Source organism: Photorhabdus aegyptia (assembly GCF_000612035.1).
Taxonomy (GTDB): Bacteria; Pseudomonadota; Gammaproteobacteria; order Enterobacterales; family Enterobacteriaceae; genus Photorhabdus; species Photorhabdus akhurstii.
The window spans coordinates 1-20,869 of sequence record NZ_JFGV01000066.1 but is presented as its reverse complement, the minus strand read 5'-3'; the positions used below and the strand labels follow the sequence as shown (position 1 = coordinate 20,869).

The 20,869-nt window shown below is 40.4% G+C and carries 19 protein-coding genes; 1 reads left to right on the top strand and 18 read right to left on the bottom strand.

What is annotated here, in order from left to right:
- Positions 1 to 19: 19 nt before the first annotated feature.
- From BA1DRAFT_RS17510 to BA1DRAFT_RS17450, 13 genes are all read right to left on the bottom strand, one after another.
- Positions 20 to 1,297 (bottom strand): tail fiber protein, encoded by a 1,278-nt coding sequence (locus tag BA1DRAFT_RS17510; RefSeq protein WP_036781775.1) that lies wholly within the window; start codon positions 1,295 to 1,297, stop codon positions 20 to 22.
- A gap of 116 nt (positions 1,298 to 1,413) precedes the next feature.
- The gene (locus BA1DRAFT_RS17505; protein ID WP_036781773.1) at positions 1,414 to 4,779 is read right to left on the bottom strand and encodes a hypothetical protein; all 3,366 of its coding nucleotides are present in this window, start codon (positions 4,777 to 4,779) and stop codon (positions 1,414 to 1,416) included.
- On the bottom strand, positions 4,772 to 7,477 hold the full coding sequence (locus BA1DRAFT_RS17500) for a hypothetical protein (protein ID WP_036781771.1): 2,706 nt from the start codon (positions 7,475 to 7,477) through the stop codon (positions 4,772 to 4,774). Before BA1DRAFT_RS17500 ends, BA1DRAFT_RS17505 begins: the two co-directional genes overlap by 8 nt.
- 82 nt (positions 7,478 to 7,559) lie before the next feature.
- Complete coding sequence (locus BA1DRAFT_RS17495) at positions 7,560 to 7,976, bottom strand: hypothetical protein (protein WP_036781769.1); 417 nt, start codon at positions 7,974 to 7,976, stop codon at positions 7,560 to 7,562.
- Positions 7,973 to 8,389, bottom strand: coding sequence for a GPW/gp25 family protein (locus BA1DRAFT_RS17490; RefSeq protein WP_036781767.1), 417 nt, complete (start codon positions 8,387 to 8,389; stop codon positions 7,973 to 7,975). Before BA1DRAFT_RS17490 ends, BA1DRAFT_RS17495 begins: the two co-directional genes overlap by 4 nt.
- A gap of 13 nt (positions 8,390 to 8,402) precedes the next feature.
- Positions 8,403 to 10,004, bottom strand: coding sequence for a phage baseplate assembly protein V (locus BA1DRAFT_RS17485; protein WP_036781765.1), 1,602 nt, complete (start codon positions 10,002 to 10,004; stop codon positions 8,403 to 8,405).
- The gene (locus BA1DRAFT_RS17480) at positions 10,001 to 10,684 is read right to left on the bottom strand and encodes a CIS tube protein (RefSeq protein WP_036781763.1); all 684 of its coding nucleotides are present in this window, start codon (positions 10,682 to 10,684) and stop codon (positions 10,001 to 10,003) included. Before BA1DRAFT_RS17480 ends, BA1DRAFT_RS17485 begins: the two co-directional genes overlap by 4 nt.
- Positions 10,671 to 10,850 carry a DUF5908 family protein gene (locus BA1DRAFT_RS17475; protein WP_036781761.1) on the bottom strand — a complete coding sequence of 60 codons (180 nt, stop codon included), beginning with the start codon at positions 10,848 to 10,850 and terminating at the stop codon, positions 10,671 to 10,673. Before BA1DRAFT_RS17475 ends, BA1DRAFT_RS17480 begins: the two co-directional genes overlap by 14 nt.
- Positions 10,847 to 11,305, bottom strand: coding sequence for a phage tail protein (locus BA1DRAFT_RS17470; protein WP_036781759.1), 459 nt, complete (start codon positions 11,303 to 11,305; stop codon positions 10,847 to 10,849). Before BA1DRAFT_RS17470 ends, BA1DRAFT_RS17475 begins: the two co-directional genes overlap by 4 nt.
- 13 nt (positions 11,306 to 11,318) lie before the next feature.
- Positions 11,319 to 12,533, bottom strand: coding sequence for a phage tail sheath family protein (locus BA1DRAFT_RS17465; protein ID WP_036781757.1), 1,215 nt, complete (start codon positions 12,531 to 12,533; stop codon positions 11,319 to 11,321).
- 48 nt (positions 12,534 to 12,581) lie between these two features.
- On the bottom strand, positions 12,582 to 14,006 hold the full coding sequence (locus BA1DRAFT_RS17460) for a phage tail sheath family protein (RefSeq protein ID WP_036781755.1): 1,425 nt from the start codon (positions 14,004 to 14,006) through the stop codon (positions 12,582 to 12,584).
- A gap of 12 nt (positions 14,007 to 14,018) precedes the next feature.
- Entirely contained in the window at positions 14,019 to 15,134 is a 1,116-nt protein-coding gene (locus BA1DRAFT_RS17455) for a phage tail sheath family protein (protein WP_036781753.1), read from the bottom strand.
- A 63-nt stretch (positions 15,135 to 15,197) separates the two neighbouring features.
- A complete protein-coding gene (locus BA1DRAFT_RS17450) occupies positions 15,198 to 15,647 on the bottom strand; it encodes a phage tail protein (RefSeq protein ID WP_036781751.1) in 450 nt (149 codons plus the stop codon).
- Positions 15,648 to 16,282: 635 nt separating this feature from the next.
- Between BA1DRAFT_RS17450 and BA1DRAFT_RS17445 the strand changes: the two genes are divergently transcribed.
- Complete coding sequence (locus BA1DRAFT_RS17445; RefSeq protein ID WP_235201144.1) at positions 16,283 to 16,765, top strand: winged helix-turn-helix domain-containing protein; 483 nt, start codon at positions 16,283 to 16,285, stop codon at positions 16,763 to 16,765.
- 69 nt (positions 16,766 to 16,834) lie between these two features.
- Here BA1DRAFT_RS17445 and BA1DRAFT_RS17440 read toward each other — a convergent pair whose 3' ends face one another.
- The 5 genes from BA1DRAFT_RS17440 to BA1DRAFT_RS21400 form a co-directional block, all read right to left on the bottom strand.
- A complete protein-coding gene (locus tag BA1DRAFT_RS17440) occupies positions 16,835 to 17,740 on the bottom strand; it encodes a phage tail protein (RefSeq protein ID WP_036781749.1) in 906 nt (301 codons plus the stop codon).
- A gap of 511 nt (positions 17,741 to 18,251) precedes the next feature.
- Positions 18,252 to 18,998 carry a hypothetical protein gene (locus tag BA1DRAFT_RS17435; protein WP_036781747.1) on the bottom strand — a complete coding sequence of 249 codons (747 nt, stop codon included), beginning with the start codon at positions 18,996 to 18,998 and terminating at the stop codon, positions 18,252 to 18,254.
- 64 nt (positions 18,999 to 19,062) lie between these two features.
- Positions 19,063 to 19,254, bottom strand: a complete 192-nt coding sequence (locus BA1DRAFT_RS17430; protein WP_338049311.1) for a tail fiber assembly protein — start codon at positions 19,252 to 19,254, stop codon at positions 19,063 to 19,065.
- Positions 19,255 to 19,545: 291 nt separating this feature from the next.
- Complete coding sequence (locus BA1DRAFT_RS17425; protein WP_235201143.1) at positions 19,546 to 19,788, bottom strand: hypothetical protein; 243 nt, start codon at positions 19,786 to 19,788, stop codon at positions 19,546 to 19,548.
- Positions 19,789 to 19,875: 87 nt separating this feature from the next.
- Positions 19,876 to 20,319 carry a hypothetical protein gene (locus tag BA1DRAFT_RS21400; protein ID WP_051560844.1) on the bottom strand — a complete coding sequence of 148 codons (444 nt, stop codon included), beginning with the start codon at positions 20,317 to 20,319 and terminating at the stop codon, positions 19,876 to 19,878.
- Between the last annotated feature and the right edge of the window lie 550 nt (positions 20,320 to 20,869).

Here is a 20,869-nt window from a genome sequence, read left to right as displayed (position 1 = left end):
TTTACGATTAATGAACAAATTAAAGCTTCATAATGAAAGCAAGAATATAATAAGGAACTGTTATTTTATTACTATGGGAATGTTTGCCTGTGTTTTTCACATCAATATCATGATTGTGTGTCTCTGGACTGTTTCCATTTACAACACCTTTAGATGTGGTCATCCCTGTTGAGTAATAGAGATATCTATTGTTGGTATTATTCGAAGAAGCTACCGCTCTCTTGTTTGAATCGATCTTATAATAACCATGCTGGGCCATTATCTCTGTGTCAATTATTATTCCACTAAGATGATTGTGATTAGGTATTTGACCAATAGATAACGATCTCTCATTTGTTCTGCCATTGATATTTAATGTAGCCTCATCAGAATTAAAACTAAATGATTTACCATCTTTAGGTCCTGAAACTTTAGTATTACTTTGCCCTTTAACACCAGAAAAATCCCCGCCTAAAATAAATCGATCGATCAAATTTGGCGTACCATTATTACCATCACACAATGCCCATCCCTCAGGAACACTACTACCAGAAAACATCACAATCATTCCTCTGGGGAGTACTTTGTTAGGATCAATACTGACACCTTTATCATCAACCTTAATACCATTACCCGCTTTAACTTTTACGCCTTTCGTACTCAAGCTTAAACCACTTACACCACTCCAAGCATTACTTGAATTTCCTCCCTCTAATTTCAAATAGAGACCGGTATTATCAGTTACTACAATACCTCCACCATCCCAACACTTAACAGCTATACCATCTGGCTCAACAGAAATACTGCCTTTATCTTTGGCCTTAACTTCTACTCCATTTCCATTAACCGAAATACCATCACCATATTTAACCGAAACACCTTTATCATCCACCTTAATACCACCATCAGCCGCAGCCTTGACAGCCACGTCATCTGTATTTACAACAATACCTTTACCTTCACCAACAGATATTCCATTGTCTTTATTAATCAGACCACTACCAAGGTCTACAGATAAAATATCTTTTTCTAGTATTAGCGGAGAAAAGTCTTTACTGGGGATAGTACCCATTTTTAAATTAAGCGTACCATTATCATCCAGTTTCAATCCTAATCCTGGTCCATTTTGTTGAGGAGCTTGCCCGGTTGCTTTGCGGCCAATATCAGCAATATTAATTAGGTCTGCATAATCAGCTTGTAAAGGAATACTGCCTTCTTTAAAGCGGCTTTTCAAATCATCGGTTGATGGCCCCTTTGATTCAATCTTAGTATTTTCTAAATTAACTTCTGAATTTTTAATATTATATTCTTTTTCCATTTTTATCACCTTATATTATGAGCGCCATTATATTAATGGCATATCTAAACAATAGTGAGATTTTAAAAACACCATAATGTATGAATAGATGAAACATCTATTTTATGTTGTTAAAGTCATCTTCCATCATAAGTAAAATAGAAACCAAATTTTGCACGTATTTCCCCTTTAATATCTTGACTATCAGATATGTAATTTAGTGATAAAATGAGTGGTTCTTCGGTGTAAAATAATGCGCCAGAAAGATCCTGATCATCACCTAATATAAATCCATAATAAAATGACCAGCTATTGCCTGCTGGAGGGTCATATAAATTCATCGCTTTCCATGATAAGTTAATTCCTACTTTTTTTCTTCCTTTAATATGCAATATTTCATCGGTAATAACACCATTCTTATTCTTTTTCACTTTAACGTAGTAATCTGTCCATGCATTATTGGACTCTAATACTGTACATTCAGGCCCTATTTGGTTGTTATCAGTTAAAAATACCAGCTTGCCTTTATTATCCACGGGTTGATATAAAAATTCTGAGACAGCAATGGCTTTATCATTCTCTTTAATAAGGTCAACATCTACCCGTACTGCCCTTTTAGTATAAGGAACATATAATAACTGATTATTTTTTATAACCTCTTCGCTCCATTGATCGCCTGATTCACCAATCACTTCAATACGCTGCTTTTCCGTGGCAATTCGCATACTGCCAGTACCTGTTGCAGCGGAAGGCAATCTTCCCAGAGTTAAAGTTTCTAGAATATGGTACGCCTCATCCCCTAAAGGAGCATCATTGTTTTGCCAGCGTTTATAGGTATTGGCAAAATCTTCAAAATGTTTTGGTGATAACCAATGAATAATCATCGAAATATGTGCAGGAAATTCAGCGAGAATCTCCGATTTTACCCAAGATTCCAGTTTGTAAGAATCAACTCTGTTATTCTCAATTAATTGATGATTCACTACCACGCTGACCACAAATGAAAAACGATCGGACAAGGCATATTTTTCGCTGGAGAAATACCAGCGATAACGCCAGGCTTCTGCCTCAGGTGGAAAATTATCCTGTGAATCTTCATTCCGTTTAATTAATATCTTGCCTTTGATACGATCAAATTTAACTACGTGCGCTTTAAATTCGTATTCGGATCGCGTTTTTTTACGAACTGCATGAGTTAACGCTTTTTTGAATGGCCTGGAAGGTGTAATGGCATATTTCAGAGTGATTTCGTCATTTTCTTCAATCATGGCAGGGAAAGGGCTTTGAGCACTGGAAGTGATCCAACGTTCATCTTCCGTATTATTTTGGTATGCTGCGTCGGCATAAACCAATTGATAATCCATATCTTCCAACCATATTGGGCTGTTTTGCCAGCGCAGTTTATCTTGTTCAAATGCGACTAATACTCTTGCCAAATTATGTTTCAGATCCGTGCTGTTACGCATGCTAAGGGAAAATATCTCCCCTGACACCTCTGTGATCATCTGGCCTCGCAATGTAAATTCCCTATCACCTTCAATGATAATTAAATTGATCACCTGGCCTTGCAATAACCGGCCTGTTGTATCTTTTTGTGTAATTTTTAACTGTTCATCTTCAACCACCAAAGAATCGGGCTTTTGCGGAGTATCGAATTGGATATCAGGTTTTACCGGCAGTAATTGACGATGTTCAATTAAATAGAAAGGCAAATTAGCCAGATTGGGAATATCACTGAAACATTCCCCGCCCAAACCCAATCGAGCAGCAATCCGTTTTTGCAATGCTGATACTTTATCAATCCGAATATTATTACGTTGATAGGTCAGTTCCGGTTGTTGGGCTAAATAACCGCGTTGAGTGTTCAGAAAATCCCGAAAATCAAGAGTGAGGGGTCTGGCAGCAAGTTCAGCACCAAAATAGCCTAATAGGTGATCCAAGATTGTCAGCTCTTTTATATAATTTGGCTTCTGAATATCATTACCAATATCGATTTGTGAATCGCGGCTTAGTTTTGCAATTAAGTCAGGAATGATCTGTTGATGAACTCTATGGCTGACCGTATTCGCCTTAAAAGGCCATTGTACACCATATACCCTATTTCCCCGTTGTTTAAACGCCAATAGTTTTGGCAATAAGGCAAGTTCAGCACAGCCATTAGCTAACAGTTGTTCAAAAGGCAGCATAAATTGGTGTAACTGTAGTTGTTGTAAGGTATGTTTATTAGTCTGCAATCCATAACAAGCGGGTAATTTATTGCTTGCCGGGTAATAATCCCGCACTTTACGATGTTTACCCCAGTTCAATAATTCTGGTTTCGTATTAATCAACGGTTCTGTGATGAGCTTTTTCTCTATATCTTCCCTAGAAACTGTAACTTTCACACCACCTTTGGCGATAATAGTCAATGGGCTGTCTGATGAAGCCATCAATGCTAAAGGATCTTCGCCCCATAATCTGGGATAATAATGTTCTTTAATAATTTTCCAAGACCAATTATCACCCGATAGCGGAGAAATAATACTAGCATCATATTTCTCCTTATCTAGTTCCAACCGGGTTACACCTTGAACACCTTTAATCGCCAATAATTGGTTAACCAAATGGCTTAAGTTTAATACCATAGCGCCGTTGTAATCTCTGATGGGCGGTAATTGAGGCATCCAACCGTGATGCAAATAAGGCCCATCAAAAATTTCTTCATTACTGTAACCCATCTCTTTCATTGCTTGGGTGGTATAACGTAGCGGTTTTTCAATTATCGTTTGTTCCGCTGTCATATAAATTTGGGCGAATATGTCAGCGATATCTTTAACATCATCATCAAGCTGAATATCGATCTTCAATGGTAAATCAACGGGTTGTAGCCAGATAATTTTACTCACCCATTCTCCCAAATTACGATTATCTTTCAGGAAAGCATTAAGTTTCTCTTGAGCCAACTTATTATCGGCCTGAGTTTCCCGACCAGGCAGCAAATAAAGCCAATAATTTCCTCTTAATGTTAACTGTTCACTCTCTGAATCTGGGATTTGCATAAAACTGTATTCACGTTTCTTTTTGCTATACCAGTATGTATAGCGTTGATCTTTAGGTTCGCATACCAGCCGTGCATCATTAAATAAAAAGTAACCCTCCTTGGTATCATTCATCGGATCGCTGCTGTGCAAGTCCAATAATACCCGGCGATAATCTTCCGCAGTAATAGGCCCACAAGTCAGCATCTGTTGCGGGCCAAACTCCTGCGGGAAAATACCCTCTCCTGCGGTCTGTTCCTCTGGGGTGGGCGTAAGCAGATCTTTCAGTGGTAATGAGTGACGATAAGCTAAATCAGACGCGCTATAACAATAGGCTTCTAATAAGGTGATACCGGGATCATTTTCACTCATATCACTCCAATATTGACCCGAATATCGCTCAATAATAGCCTTGGCCTGAGCAAGTAAGGTATCAAAGGCAATATCGTCTTTAATGATAGGAAATAGAGCATCCTGATTATTCATTATCAACTCCTTGGCTTGAAAGACGCTTATCTGTCCAAACTAAAATCAGTACTTCATTATCGTTAGCTTCGATACTTTCACCCACGGCCCCCTTAGTTTGGTTAGCTGTGGTTAGGCTTAAATTAGTGACTCGTTCTACCAGTGGGGATTGTTGGATAGTGGCTAATAACTGATAGTAGTCAATGCAGTTACCGGTTGTTACGCCGATAACAGGATTCTCCGCCCACGGCATATATATTCGACTTAATTGTTGCTGTAATTGGTGATGGCCGTAGTCAGAATTAACGTCTGAAATAAAGGTCACTTGATAACTCACACTAACGTCAATATAAGTAGGATTGTTGATTTCAATGACTGTCCAAGGGCTACTTAACTGACTTAGCCATGAGATCATCTCTTTCAATCGCGCCGGGTTTAGTGTTGGGCGTAATGCATCATCGTTATCCTTGTAACGATTATCCGGGATAACTATCAGTTGTTGTTTTTCCGGCGCCGGAATGGTGGTTAATTGGCTGCCTGAATGGTATCTGACATCAAATAGGCTGACAAAATGATCTTTTAGTAATGTAACCATGTTTCCCCAACTCAGTACTCGGTTACGATGGGACAAGCGGACAGGGATTCGTTTTAAGAAGGCTTGCTCCGTTTCTCGGGGGCGACCATTCCAGGAAGCCCAAGGTTGCGTGACGCTGTTGATTGCGGCAATCGTGGTTACCGGCTGTTTTATGCTGTCAGCAGCCAATCCATTAATAAAATGCTCCTGTTCAACAGTTTCTGCGTTGGCTAATGTGGCGATGGTGGCGTTATACAGCAAGCCTTTAATGCGTGGGTAATCTTGAGGATCTGTCTTTCCAATTATCTCTGCTTTTAACCAGTACCGCCCTGTCGGCATCAGAGCGGCCTGATTTGAAGCATCCTGTGGCAATAAGGTGCGCCAGATACCCTGGTCGAACAAATTATGAGTTTGATCGTCAACTAATTTATCTAACTTACTCCACGTATTGCCCTTGTTGAGATAAAACCAGGATAAAGTGAGCTTCTTAATACCTTCTAGTTGCCAATAGAGAGATAAAGTTTGCCCCGGTAGTATCCCCGTAAAGCCTAAATAGAATGCATCATGAGTCAATGTCGGCATTTCTGCTGTTGCCTCGCCCCGGCCAAAAGGCGTCAGGGGGTAAACAGTAAATTGCTTAGATTTAACTTTAGCGCTGAATTGAATCTGCAATGCACTGATTTGTGGGATATAGGGTAAATTTTTATCTTTGGGATCTTTCCAGTATTGGGTGTGCATAAAATCCTGCCCGGCCAATTCTATACGCACCGACGCAGGCCAGTCGTTGGGATTTAAGCTGTCTACAACAGGGTAATGCATTGTCGGCAAGGTGAATTTTAAGCTTTGTCCTTGTGGTTCCTTAGCTCCACTGAATAATGATTGCACTTCATTAAGCTTTTCTCTTTTTTGAGGCGTGACTAAGTAACCCTGTACTTTAAATGCACTATTATCGGGATCAGGACTATAACCTTTATACCACTCTTTAAAACTTATGGTAGGCAAGCCAACCCATTGAGGAGTAATCGTCACTGTTGCGTTTTCAGTACCATACCATTCAGGGGCAATCAGATTAAAACCGGAGCCTAATAACGGTGATTGACCAAAGGGAAAACTAGTCGCATTCGTTTGTTCAATACCTCCATCAGAGGCATAGTACACATTGCGGTTGTCGTTAATGTTGATGTTGATCTCGATGTCTTTAATCTTCGGCAACATCGGTTCCTGTTTGGCGCTCAGTTTTAGTACCGGTACGTCAAACGTCATATTGTCTAAAGCATTAGGCGGGCTAATGGGGTCATCATTAGCTGATAAGCTGAGTTTAAGGTTAACATTTTCTTTTTCTACTGATAGAAAAAGCCAGCGATCTCCCGAGCTAATCTGAGCGGTGATTTGATTAGAATCCCCCTGCCACTCGCCGTCTAATGTGACTTCAATCGTGCGCTCTCCTGCCGGCATCGCAAATAAAAGCGAAGTAATTAAGTAACCCGACAGAACCGAAACATCATCAGGCGTTGGACTAAAAAGCCGAATACCGTTTTCAGGAAATTCAATGTTATCTGCAAGATTCAGCGGTATTGCCGATTTCCAGCTATTCCCCTCTTTTCGATACCAACACAGGTCAGTCAATTCCCCTTGGTTTGCCAATATATTCAACTCGGATACATATTGTAATGGATTGCCAGCGCTATCATGTCCGGCATCAAAGAGAGTTCCTTTCGGAATAAGATATTCAACACGATCAGAATTCAAGGTAATACCTATTGTCACCCGATCCGCTTCAGCATTTCTCGGTTTTAAACCCAATAATTCCCGGTAATAAAGATCACGATGACGTGCCGGAAAAGTATTGAATAATATTTTCGTCGTTTCTAAGAGTTTTAAAAAAGCCAGTAAAAAAGCCTGATGAGCGGGTAAAGTACCATTTGCTCTATTCGCCTCTTGGTAAATATTGGCTAATTGCTGCGGCGTGTTTTCCTGAATAAAATAGAAGCTACTCCAAAACTGCTCTTTTTCTTGACCAAAAGGGATTTTTTCGGCGTATTCTTTAAGCCAGTTTAAAATATCTAATGTGCTTCTTTCATCCAGTTTAAAATCCGTCTCAGATACAATAGCGGTAAGTTTATTATTTAATCCGGTCTGTCCCATATTTATACCACCCGTTATTTGCATATAACTTTAATATGTTTTCAGGAGATCGTTATTATTTAAAAATAAATTAAAGCATTATTTATCCGGCACTGACAGCGTATTGACCGGCAATAAAACGGCCTTTTCCCATACTGGGTGCGGTTATATCTAACACGCCTGACGGATTACTCGCTGGCTGTGTTGGGGTAAAACGGGCAATAAATTGCTGCCCGACAACAATTACCGTGACAGGGCTACGACAAAAGCTTACCTGCTGGCTAGTATCCAATTGAGCAATGGTAACCATGCCCATCCCGGGTACCGGATGGCTAGGGGTAATATATTGCGCCTGAAATTGGACCTTTTTTTCATCACCCATCATCACAATCTTTTTACCTTGGATTTTGGCATGACCGCTGCCCCGGATGATTGCCGGCCCCAGAATGGTGACCTGCCGGTTACCGAACAAGGGTTCGAATAGCAAAGTGTCGCCATCAACCACCAGTTGTTTACTCATAAAATCACTTCTCCTTCGCCAATTTCAAGAATACCTTCAATTTGCTGGCTAATGTCGCTACCTCTCAGGGCATAGCTCACCTGTATATGCAGGGTATTAGGCAAATTTATTTTTTGATTCACCTGAATTTCAGTAATTTCTGCGCGGGGTTCATAACGTAATACTCGCTCTTCAATACGCGTTTGAATATGAGCCATCAGCTCATCACTGATATTTTCAAACATATAATCATTTAGGCCACAACCGTAATCTTCACGCATAATCCGCTCGCCAGGTTCCGTCAGAAAAAGAACTTTCATACTCTGGCGAACATGTTCTGCTCCTTCCGCCATGATGATTCCCGTCTGAGAAGAAAACTGTGGCGGAAATGTCCAGCCCCGACCATAAATATCGGCTAATATTTTATCTGCCATCTTATTTAACCTATTATTGTGTTAAATTAATTTTCGCCCCTTTAATATCAACCCCAGATTTTCCAGCGGCTGATAGGGATTTTTCGGCTTGAATATTAATTTCCTGCGCCTGAGTAATGAGATTTTTAGCGGAATTAATGGTGATATCTTTATCCTGTTGCAAAGATAAGGTATTTTTTCCACTATTAAATGCGAGCGTATTATCTTTATTATCGAATATTAATGCTTGCTGATTCTCTCCCTGTTTAATCACTAATGTTTTCACCAAATTCTTTTCACTGGGTTCTAACGGTGATCTATTTTTAGGGTTATGCATGGCACCTAATATCACCGGAAAACGAGGATCACATTCAAAGAAACCGATAATCACCTCATCCCCCGGTTCCGGGTAGAAGCAGAATCCACTGTCATGACTGGCGTAAGGTTTACCTAAGCGGGCAAACAGCGTGCCATTGGTTAAGTTTAAAGCTGGTATTTTGACCGGAATACGACCTAGCGATTGGCTATCCTGTTGGTATTTTTCTACGATCCCGATATGCAGCTCTTTAACCTGAGGTACAACCTGTTCTACATCTGATTGCATGCCTAACGTTAACCGGGTGCGCCAACCTTGCCGCTGGTTGATGATCTGGCTGACGCCGGTGATAATCGCCTGACCATCCATTCCCTGCCCGAAGCCAGTTAATGCCAAAATATCACCCGGTTGATAGCGATAATTGCCTGCAACCTCAAAACTGCCGGATATATTACGGCTACGTCGGTTGCCCATGATGCTCTGAGTAAACTGCTTAGTTTGTTCATTATCCAATGGGCTGCTGAAAACCCATTGCCACTCTTGATCGGTCAACGGTTTCAGCGTGTCGGTAGCAAGTTGACCGCCGCCAAACCCACTATGCTTCGCCTGAACTGCCTGAGACAACTTTTGCTGGTTAATGTCCCAAGACTGTACACTTACCGCTTTGGGGCTGCGCTGATTATCCCATTGCAGATTCGCTTCAAACAGCACAATGTCCCGAATATCGCCGCGCTGACGAATGGTGTGCACGGTTGACCGATTAAGTGATTCCGGTGTTACCAACGTAATAACATCATGGCCGGGGATCAGCCAGATATTGGTAGCACTCAGTCGGCTCTTTAAGAATGTCCAATCATTGCAACGAAACTGCACCATTTGCTCATGTACCGTTTTAAGTTGAGGCGCTTGTTTTATCGTGACAGACACACCGGCCTGGCTGAATAGCTTCTTGATAATCGCCTCATCACTCTGCTTATTGAATAGTTGAGAGTGGAAACTATGGGTTAATTTTTGCAGTGGATGCTTTGCTGTCAGAATCATTAAACTGTCCTGACCTTTAATCTTCAATGTCTGCTGAACAATGATCCCTTTAAACAACACATTTGTTTGCATCTGCACAATAATTTCATGATTCGGGCGACAATTTGCCAACTCTGCCTGCGCCTTAGCATCAAAAATATGACTAGTATCACCAATAATAGCCAAAGTGACGTTAGCCGAAGGAATGCCATTGATAGGGTAATTGACTGACAAACTGATAACCATAAACTGATTGAGCGTTTTGCCGCCTATCTTAATCGCGAGCGTGGGTATCTTCATGCTTCCCTCCGTGCTTGCAGCGTTTGTCCCGGCGTGAAATCATCAAGATTATCCAGATCGTTTTGCCAAGCCAGCGAAAGATAATCGATACCCCCCGCCAGAGCCGCACCCGCGCCCAGTGCAATCAATGGTAGAGAGAGCATATCGGTTACGCTAACCGCAGTAGCCGGTGGCGATTTTAACTGCTGCTCAGTGGACTGAATAACAAAGCTCTCATCCGCCACCAGCGATAAGGTAGCCATTGCCCGTAATGGCATGGCGTCCCGGTCAAACAAGGTGTAATGAATATTGAGACCACTGGCCCGGCAGGCAAAATAACCTTTATTTTCCCAACGCATTTTGCCCCATTTGATTTTAAGAAAATGCGGGACTTTGGTACCGGCATCAACGGCGCAAAGGGTTTTCAGCGTCGACAGTTGGGTTTCTATCGGCGTACTGTTGCCGGGCATCGATGCATCAAACAGTAGATCTAATGACAGGCCCGCAGGCTGAGACGACACATGGTGGTTACTTTGGTGAATATGGGTAATGCTTTCATCGTTTTTATAATTGGCTTGATAATTGAACTGGATCGCATCAGGGTTATACATCACCGGTAAACTGCCCACCAAGATTTTACCTTCCCGATCTTTAAAAGCGGTCAGAGTGAGTTTAGATAGGCTGCGTTCAATTAAGCTCATACTGGCCCCCTGTTTCACGTAATGCCTCTAACACCTCCCGTTTAATCCTTTCAATCAGGAGAGCGTCATCCAAGGCTTCTTGGGCTAATGTTCGCGGAGATGATAAATCACTCGTAGAATCGGTGACTTTAGCCTGAATAATCAATTCTTTAATTTCTACAGTCATGCTTTCACTCCTAACCAGCGCATATCCTGATAACGTAACTCCAGGGAATTGACCAAAACGGCATTGCTATTGGCATCAAAGTCACCGGTAGACCAACGAACCGGTAACGCGTTACTCACTGTCCAGCTTGCCACCGGTAAAAAATTTTCATTCAGCAACATAATGACCACATCAGCATAAACCGCTTTTTCTCCACGCAAGACACGATCAAATATCAGAGTAAGCGGTGTAACCGTCATAACACCACGCTCCAATACCAAACTACCGTGCTGGATCTTCTCGGCCAGCCAAACGTTTCTGGCATTTTCCCCACCCTGACTATGTTGCGTGGTTTGCAGTTCACGGCTAAGTCCCGATATGCGCTGAAAGGCAATATCAAGCGGACTGGGAATGTTGTTAAACAGAAAACTGGCGATAAAACGATGTGACACTGACGGGGTGTATAGATTGTGCATATTTTGCCCCTGTTTAATTTAATCTCGTTATCCCGGTACGTGTATCAAACGTCAAACTCAGTTCAATAAATTCCGCCGGAATGAGTAGAGCCAATTTAATTTTCATGATCATTTTCCCGGCTCGCAGATCCTCTTCACTCATTGATTCGTCAACGCCGAGTAATATGTCAAATGCCTGTTCTTCGTGGGTACCTAGCAGCCCACCTTTTAACCATAATTGATGCAACCAGTTGTAGGTTTGGCCCTTAAGTTTCATCCAAGTGATGGCGTTGTTGGGTTCGAAAACAAAAGCTCGGCCTAATCGGGCGATATGCGCTTCGATATAGGAGACCAAGCGGCGAGTTTGGATATAGCGCCAGGGAGAGCCGGAGAGGTTGTCCAGAGTTCGACATCCCCAGACTTTAATTCCTTTACCGGGGAAGCTGCGAACCAGATTCAACGAAGTGCCATTCTGATTAAAAAGCGCATCAGCTTCAATAAAAGAGCGTATTGGGCTGACCACCTTAGCTAAAGCTACATTAGCTGGAGCGGTCCAGATACCTTGCTGATTATCATTACTTTGGATAACCGCGGCCACCGCCGCGGTAGGCGAAAGGATGATATGTTGACCATTTTCTTGATATGTGGTTTTCAGTCCCGGCCAATATACCGCGCCCCATTGCCGATCGCCTGAGGAAAACTGCTCTAAACATGTAGCGGCCAGTACCGGATCATCCGGGGCATCCAGCAATCCCATGATGCCTCGCCGACTCTTGCAAAGGTCGAGTACTGACTGCCAAAACTGTAGCCAAAGATCTATCTCGGCGCCGGGCTCCCCCATCTGATTAAAGCGGACAATATCAGGGACAACAATCAGTGTGATAGCACTCTCTGCGGCAATAGCCTGTTTAAGCCAATCCTGTTGCAGTGCAGTGACCAATGATTGAAAGTCATTCAATGGTTCATCAGGGGCCAGCGGCAATACATAGGCTTGTTGACCGCCATTTTCAAAAAAGTGGCGCACAGAGTAGTACATTAATGAATAGTACATTAATCCTGACTCATGAAATTTTAGGGTAAAGTCGGTCAGGCTGTTTAATTTAACTATGGTTTTACTACCCGAACGGGTTTTACTGGCCGAAATTTTTGGAATATAACCAATAAAAACCGGTATACCCATAAATGCATCATCTGGCGTCTGGGATATCAGCTTCTCCGCGATTGTCACGCCCGGCTGTTTTATTTCCATTATCGTTTCCTCTACAGGACAGGCGCGGCAAACCGCGCCCCAGTACGGTTACTGTGCTACTTTTTGCGAAAATTTCAGGATAATAAATTCAGCCGGACGGACTGCCGCCATGCCAACCTTGACGATCATTCTTCCATGTGTAATGTCGTCGTCAGACATAGTGACACCTTGACCAATTTGGACAAAATAGGCTTCTTGGGGGTTACTACCGACCAGCGCCCCTTGTTGCCAAAGTTGATGGAGATAATTGTCAATGGCTGACCGTACTCGCTCCCAAGTCGGTTGACTATTGGGTTCAAAGACGGCAATTCGCATTGCCTGTTTGATATCCCGTTCCGCTGCATTAAATAGACGCCGTACCGGAATGTAACACCAGTTGTCATCATCTTTTTTCAGGGTACGTGCGCCCCAGACAACAAAACCTTTGTTGCTGAAATAACGGATGGCATTAATGCCTTTCGGATTCATCTCTTTTTGATCATCGTCAGTGAGCCGTTCATTCACATCACTAATCCCATTCAGCACAATGTTAGCCGGTGCTTTCCAAACGCCACGGTTGGCATCAGTGGCACAATAGATACCGGCCATGACTGCACTGGCAGGAATCATTTTGCTTATGTTCTGTATTGCATCAATAGCTTGTTGATAGACATCCGGGTTTTTCTCTTTGAGTTGCGCCAGATTTTTTATTTTATCTGATTTTGTATTTGCATCCTCATAACCAGAAACAACGACAAAGCTCTCTTCCGTTTGCATAAGCTGCGAAACTTTTACCGCAGGATAATACGTTGCAGTTTGCGACGGAACATTAGCATTGATGGCAGATGTTTTATCTTGATTGTCAGCGATAAGGAAATAGCCCTCATCCAATAATGAAGATGTCAGACTGTTATATATTCTGCTCTGGTAATCAGAATCTTGTTCAGGGCAGACGATTAAAGTAATTTCTAAAGCCTGCTTAATTAACTCAGGGATTAAGGCCAGAGTTTTAGTATCTTCCGACTTAGCAATCGGCAGAATATAACAAGGCCCACCGCCATTTTGAAAATAAAGTTTTAAGGCATCACTGCTTATTGTGTAATTAACTGTCACCTCGTAAGTGTAATCGGTTTTTTTTCCGTTTTCGTTTTCACTTTCGTTTTTTTCATTTTCGTTTTCATTTGTTGTATCGCTACTAGCCTCTCCATTGTCATTGTTTTTAACCGATATATCACCTTCAACTTTTTTAGTTTTTTTAGCGGCGGTAGACGGAGGAGTTGATTTGATGGCTATTGACGTAACACAACCCACATGAAACTGGTTAATGAAATCCAGCCAGCTACTAACACGTATTATTTTTGGCACCGTACTCGTTTTTTTCGGTAAGAAACACCCAATAAAAACCGGGATTGCTGTGCTTCCTTGACTAACAGAAAGCGCCGGTGAGGCATCTTCTTCAATATAGACGCCAGGAGTAGAAGTTTGTGTGGCCATATTCCTTCCCTTCTATTGGTTCATATTCTGTGTAAACTGCAAGATAATAAATTCGGCTGGACGAACAGCGGCCATACCGATTTTAACGATCATTTTTCCCTGCTTAATATCGTCATCAGTCATGGTGATGCCTTTACCGATTTGGACAAAATAAGCTTGTTCAGCTTTATTGCCCACCAATCCGCCTTGTTGCCAAAGGGAATAGAGATAATTATCAATCGCTCGGCGCACAACTTCCCAAGTTGGTTGGCTATTAGGTTCAAAGACCGCAAAACTCATGGCATTTTTAATATCTCGTTCTGCGCTATTAAACAGACGGCGAACCGGGATATAACACCAGTTATCACTGCCCTCAAGCGTACGAGCCCCCCACACCAATGTACCGCTTTTAGGAAAGGTACGAATCATATTCAACGCTTTAGCGTTATCTTTGTTATATTGTCCTTGCAGGTCATCAGTCACCGGATATTTAGGTTGTAATCCTCCTTGAATAGGGACGTTAGCCGGTGCTTTCCAAACACCCCGACTATTATCGACACTGGCATAGATACCGGCCATTACTGCGCTGGGTGGAATATTAACGCTAGCTCTTTTCCCTTCTTTATCTTTTTCTCCCCACTCAGCGGTCAACCAAGGATAATAAACTGCACCATAGGCGGTGGCGGTATAAGTCTTAAGTACTTCATCGGGTTTTTGGTCCAAAGTTATTTGAGTGTCTGGGACATCAAAATCAAAAATGGCAAATAATCCTTTTAATCCTTTGCCCGGTTGGCAAAGTGTATCTACAGCAGTAGTAATATTCTCTCCGGCAGCAACCAGCAATGTAACATCATCCAGCTTCGGAACTTGGTTTACTAACTCTTCGGTTTTAATAAGATAACAATATCCACCGCCATTAATAAAATAGGCACGTAGTGAAACATCAAGCTTATCATCAGGATCAAATTGCCCACCTTTTCGTGTCAAATAGTCCAGCCAACTACTGATACGGATATAATCTGCGGATAAAAATTTATTATCATTTGCAACTGCAAAAACGGGTACCGCCGTTGCACTGGAACGGACAGAGAGTGCCAATGAAGAATCTTCCTTAATATAGACACCCGGATAAGATGTATCAATTGTCATAATATTCGCCTCTAAAAAGCACTGGATTGACATGCCAGGCTATTCCTGACGCCAAACAGTGTATTAATGGAATTCAACAGTCACCCGATCGGCTTTCAAACTTATTTCCTGCACCGCAACTTCATTACTGGTCGCATCAAAGCTGGGCGCGGTTAATTTTTCTGGGAAAGCATTAGCAATATTCCAAGTAATCAGCAAATTTGAACCTGTTTCATCAGTGAGGCTAATAGAAATATCTTTCTTCTCTATCTGATTAAGCGAAATAGAATTAATCCAATCGTACAATTTAGATTGCCCTTTAAAAATACCGCGTTTCAAGGTAATGGTTGGTCTTTGGCGCTGACCGGGCATTTGTAACCAATTACCAATGCCATCACGATATTCAATGGTGTCATAGCTAATATCTAATCCCGATACATTTTGAAAAGACATTTGCTCATCACCAACAGTCACGACAAAACGGTAAGTTGGAATGGGGTATTGAACAGCAATTTGATCGGCAGTTGTAGACATTGTTATTTCCTTAAGAGTTAAATTCATAACCGGGTTAGAACACACAATCATTCATTTTAGGTACGCTACCGCCCTTAGGTATCATGCCTAATGCCTGACTTGTGTATTCGCCTGCTTTAATATCCAAACCCTCACTCAAGGCAATGAGGCGACCTGACTAAACACAGTGAACAGTAATCACTCAAACACTGGCTAAATAGAAGTTAAAAATAAAAAATAATTATTTTTATCGATTTTTTATTTGTTAATTCAATTGGATAGGAAAATAACCCTCAATTAACAACATTATTGTTCGTGGATACCTATTCATTAATTTTTATAAAAGGAACTTATAAACCACAAATAACACCTAAAAATATTTTATCTATATTTCTAAATCCTCCAGCACTTCATCGATAATATAGCCATTATTATCACAACATAAATAAAACTAATAATTAATTATCATTATTTTTATTTATTAATAAAAAACAGAAAAATAACTCATGTGACAAAATAAAATAAAAGATTTTAAATTATTTATTTTCTTGCATTACTCATGGGAAAACTATATAAGTTCTAACAGGCATAAGCCTAATTGAGCCCTCCTGGCTATAGCGAATAGACAAACACTAAACAGAGGCAGAGAATGCGTTATGTTGAAAATAACTAGAGATGTTTATTTAGACTGTGACTCAAACAAAATAATCCATGGTAAAAATATATTTACCATTACGGAAAAAGAGAAACGCCTGTTACTTGCACTGTGGGAACATGCCTCCCAAGGGAATACGTTAAACCGAGAACAACTGATCCCTCTGGTTTGGCCTGAACGCAAAAATGGCGTGGCAGAAACCAATTTACTGCAATTAATCTGTAAGTTACGCCGAACATTACGCTATTGTGATCTAGATGAAGCCATACACACAGTGTACCGACAAGGTTATCGTTTTATCCTGCCATTTCAAGATAACGAACAAGATAATCGTCAGCCTCAAAATACCAAATTACCTATTCCCACCGCTACACCTCCAAAACCATTTTATTGGCGTTTCACCAGGATGATTGTCATGTTTATCACTGCAATCATCTGGATATCAACTATCCTATATACAGCCCCCTTTCTGGCTAAGAGATAATGGTGATTTTTATTTGCGGCTCATTTCAGCAATTTATGGGCCGCTTTGATAAGAAAATATTATGACTCATTATGCTGCTCTCACTATGTAATTAAATGCAACGTTGCGGGGTCGATTTTCATTCGCAGTCGGCACAGTACGAGATGCATCAAACGATAACTCTGCAAGTCGATCACGTGCACCTACTGCACTCATTGACCGGCTATCCCCTGCACTGTATTCACCGTATTCACCTGATGTTGAAAATGCTCCAGATACCTTGCCTGAAAATATTCTTCCTGACACATTTACTGTACGTCCTGTTACTGATGCTGTGATATTTCTAATGGCGTCACCCTGCCACGACAACACCCCACGCCCCACATCAACACCACGTCTATCATCCCAGCCACGAATAAACTCGCCTCTTAAATCAGGTAATTTACCGTCAGGGTAGGCTTCGGCTAACTTCGGAAATTTCGATTTATCAAAGACCGCTCCATTACATTGAAACCACCCAGTCGGCGGTATAGCAGTCGGCCAAGGAATAGGAGTACCTACGGGTATATCATTAGCTTTACTACTATTAATATCTTCACGCAATGAATTTACTATTTCCTGAGCAAGCTTTTGTGTAACCGCCAATGTATCGCTATTGCCAATCACATTTGTGAGCTGGACAACACCCTTTTGTGTTAATGAAGCATCGGGAATTTTCGTTATGGTTTTTCGTTCTAAAGCTCTATTTAATTGTGCGGTGAGTTTAGCTATATCCCCATCATCAAGAACATCCTCGCCAGATTGTGTCGAGATGAAATCAGCCAAAACAGATGATATGGATGATGATTGACGTAATACCTTATTTAATAAGTGAGATGGGACATCATTTGGTGGAAATCCAGTCAGTAAATCCTTACTTTCTTCATATAATCTCTGACTCACGACATTTGCATTATTACTAATAGAAAAAGCCTTAAAATCATTTTTGTAACTCATATACCCCCCTGGAATTAAATAATGTTATTTTATAATCAACATCTTGAATTATTGTAAAAATAATCTCCTGTAATTCGGACTAATCAAAGTCTAGTTCAGAAAAATAATAATGCAGTATTCTTATTGCTTATGACATTAACTATTTTTGTATAATTGGCAATAATTATTCATTCAATGTTTTTGGATGGAAAATATATTCATAGATACATATCTAACATCTTTAAACTATTTTCTTCTTATTATTCCCATCTCTTCCCATATCCTCTATTTATGAGGGATTCATATATTAACCTCCAAAATTAGAAAATGAGATAAATAAAACAAATCGGGCTAATTATTCTCCTACTCAATTTATTCATGCTTCAAAGCTAACAATTCAGTTAGATAAGCCCGCAAAACTGAAAGATAAAGGAGCTATTACAGAGGAAAAGTACTAGCTCCCAAAATAAATTGTCAAGGTAACCAGAAAGCCCTATTATGGAGCTATCAACCATGTTTACCCCACCAGACACTAATTTTTACATAGCATATAAATTTTCCAGCCTTCTAAATCTGTATCCAATTCACAAATAGTTTTGCCTTTTGACGAAACCCAATATTCACCGTAAGAAAGCTCTCCATCCTCTTTGATAACTCCTCTTTTAACAACTATGTCATTGCCGTGGTTATTATTGTGTGAAAAATTAGTTACATTTATAAACGTCAAACTTCCATCTGTAATATATTTCTCACGCACATTATCGTAATTATTATCAGGCGGGATAGAAAAAGCATATATAGCATTATTTTCATCCCAGGCAGGAACTTCAAAATAGACAGTTTTGCTGTAGTGTTCATAATCTATAATTTTCATATTAGATAAAGTCATTCTAGGGTCTTTTGTATAACGCTGTGTGATAATATCTTTTTTAACGATAGCTCCACCTTCGTCAACATAAATTACTCTAATGCTACTTTTAGGCTCACTATTTTTTGGCTTATCCTCTTCCAGTGTAAATATAGCGACTAATTTTTTAGTATCCGGGATAACATATGTTGTAATTTTCATTCCATCATCAGTAGCCCAGGAAGTTATATCTTTCAACTGATAACACACTAAACCATATATATCGCTAGAATGTTTGAGCTTCCTGATAGTAAAGGAATTATGACTATTATTGCATTCAATTCTCTCTGTATATTCCGAAATATCAGCATTTGCGGAAAAAGAGTACAATAAACTTGATAAAATAAATACCAAACCCTTCCCAAATCTCATATATTAACTCCCTTGATTTTTCATTAAATAGGGAATAGTGTAACAAATTCAATGAATAAGTATTTTACTGAGACTGTGTAAATGTAGTGATCTTGCTCGCAGTTTTCGGCACTTCCGGCCATTCCACATCAGGCGCTTGATTCACATCTACACGAGTAAGCAATACTCTGTATTTTTTCCATTCGAGTAAAACAGCTTTATCTGCATCGGTAGCAATTTCAAAGTCAGCCGAGTCTAGAAAAATTCCTATTTTCACTTTATTCAATAAATTATATCCGATTCAACCTCATCTCATCACTCCTTTTTAAACCTCATTTACTCCATAGCAGTATTCCTTCCTTACTGAGTATTTTATTAACGAAAACAGTTAACGATTATGCTATTTCTTCATTTATCCCCAATAGCATGCATTATTCCGGGTACCGCAATTCGAAGCTGTAATAAAAGTGATTTGCTGTCACTAACAACACCTTGGATAAATCGCCGGTTCTTGATTCTATTGATACTGGCATACAAAAACTCCATAAAAAACCCCATATAGAACAAGTTATGAGTTCATTTCTTCATAAAACTGATCATCAATGTAACCGCCCCAAAACTCCACTCCGTCTTTTTTTATAAAGATGCAATCTTCCCCGCAAGGATGACGTGCATCAATGCGTATCGCGCTCCTGGAGACTTGATGCTTTTTCATTAAATAGGAAACTTCGGATGGAAAATTATTTGAAGCATCACAACTGATATACTGGGCACTGATCTGCTTTATTTCTTGCTTTGTTAACTTAACCAATGAGTGACCTCACAATAAAAAAACCGCAGTTACGCAGCGTAGAAATGAAAAACCCGCGAGGGCTGTTCGACGGGTTGATGTATGATTTTAGAGTAGAAGATAAGCGCGGTAGAGCGCGAAAGCCAGAAACGACAAGCCAAGTATCCAAAGAATAATGCTTAATTGCATACCCTTTAATTTTCCATCAAAAGACAGGGAACTTTCTTCAATAGATGATTCAATTCGAGATATGGCACTATCGAGTTTGTTATCCATCTCTTTAAATCTGGAATCAGATTTGCTCTCTACTTCTGTAAATTTGGTATCAAATCTATTCTCTGTCTTCACTAATCTGGTGCCAGGCTGCTCTTCACTGAGTTTCTTAGACAAAGTGTTACCGATTATGTCTAATTTTTGCATGATAACAGCAATGTCGGTCTTTATTGTACTAACATCACTGGTGACTGCTTTCAGATCAGCCTTCATATCGCTCATAGTAGTTTTAATATGCTCAACATCAGATTCAAGTCTTGCTACACGAACTTCTAACATATCGCCACCTCCATCATTGCCGTTTCCATATTTCATAGTATTGGGCAAATGTTTATTACTTTCAATAGCTGCTATATATTATCTTTCGATCTTAGATTACTCCCCGTCACTCTCGGCAGGAAAATTATTGGGATCACTTTAGAAGGCGACCTGAATATGTTGTTATAATCAGGTCACTATGATAATAATTACTATTTTCATGTTATCCAATAGATTATCGCTGTTTCAATCTCATCACTCCTTTTTTAATCTCAATTATCCCATCACTATAAAGAAGAATAATTCTCATTCATGCCATACGAATAATAAGATAGCCAAACATCTTCATCGGAATATCTGTATTGATATTTATCCTGACAGCTATTCTGTTAACAAAAACAGTTAACGGTTACGCTATTCCCTGATTTATCACCAATCGTATGCATTATTCCTCTATCAAATCATCGTCATTTACCGCTGATATTGTCCTGTGACTACCCGGTTTTACCGCAAAGATATTTTTCGGCAATTTAAATCCGCGCAGTTTTAATAATGCCAGCGGCCCTTCGCC

Coding starts and splice junctions, on each gene's coding strand:
- BA1DRAFT_RS17505 (WP_036781773.1), bottom strand. CDS start 4,779: ATGAATAATCAGGATGCTCTATTTCCTATCATTAAAGACGATATTGCC.
- BA1DRAFT_RS17485 (WP_036781765.1), bottom strand. CDS start 10,004: ATGAAGATACCCACGCTCGCGATTAAGATAGGCGGCAAAACGCTCAAT.
- BA1DRAFT_RS17445 (WP_235201144.1), top strand. CDS start 16,283: ATGTTGAAAATAACTAGAGATGTTTATTTAGACTGTGACTCAAACAAA.
- BA1DRAFT_RS17455 (WP_036781753.1), bottom strand. CDS start 15,134: ATGACAATTGATACATCTTATCCGGGTGTCTATATTAAGGAAGATTCT.
- BA1DRAFT_RS17470 (WP_036781759.1), bottom strand. CDS start 11,305: ATGCACAATCTATACACCCCGTCAGTGTCACATCGTTTTATCGCCAGT.
- BA1DRAFT_RS17475 (WP_036781761.1), bottom strand. CDS start 10,850: ATGACTGTAGAAATTAAAGAATTGATTATTCAGGCTAAAGTCACCGAT.
- BA1DRAFT_RS17450 (WP_036781751.1), bottom strand. CDS start 15,647: ATGTCTACAACTGCCGATCAAATTGCTGTTCAATACCCCATTCCAACT.
- BA1DRAFT_RS21400 (WP_051560844.1), bottom strand. CDS start 20,319: ATGTTAGAAGTTCGTGTAGCAAGACTTGAATCTGATGTTGAGCATATT.
- BA1DRAFT_RS17440 (WP_036781749.1), bottom strand. CDS start 17,740: ATGAGTTACAAAAATGATTTTAAGGCTTTTTCTATTAGTAATAATGCA.
- BA1DRAFT_RS17510 (WP_036781775.1), bottom strand. CDS start 1,297: ATGGAAAAAGAATATAATATTAAAAATTCAGAAGTTAATTTAGAAAAT.
- BA1DRAFT_RS17480 (WP_036781763.1), bottom strand. CDS start 10,684: ATGAGCTTAATTGAACGCAGCCTATCTAAACTCACTCTGACCGCTTTT.
- BA1DRAFT_RS17490 (WP_036781767.1), bottom strand. CDS start 8,389: ATGGCAGATAAAATATTAGCCGATATTTATGGTCGGGGCTGGACATTT.
- BA1DRAFT_RS17465 (WP_036781757.1), bottom strand. CDS start 12,533: ATGGAAATAAAACAGCCGGGCGTGACAATCGCGGAGAAGCTGATATCC.
- BA1DRAFT_RS17435 (WP_036781747.1), bottom strand. CDS start 18,998: ATGAGATTTGGGAAGGGTTTGGTATTTATTTTATCAAGTTTATTGTAC.
- BA1DRAFT_RS17460 (WP_036781755.1), bottom strand. CDS start 14,006: ATGGCCACACAAACTTCTACTCCTGGCGTCTATATTGAAGAAGATGCC.
- BA1DRAFT_RS17495 (WP_036781769.1), bottom strand. CDS start 7,976: ATGAGTAAACAACTGGTGGTTGATGGCGACACTTTGCTATTCGAACCC.
- BA1DRAFT_RS17500 (WP_036781771.1), bottom strand. CDS start 7,477: ATGGGACAGACCGGATTAAATAATAAACTTACCGCTATTGTATCTGAG.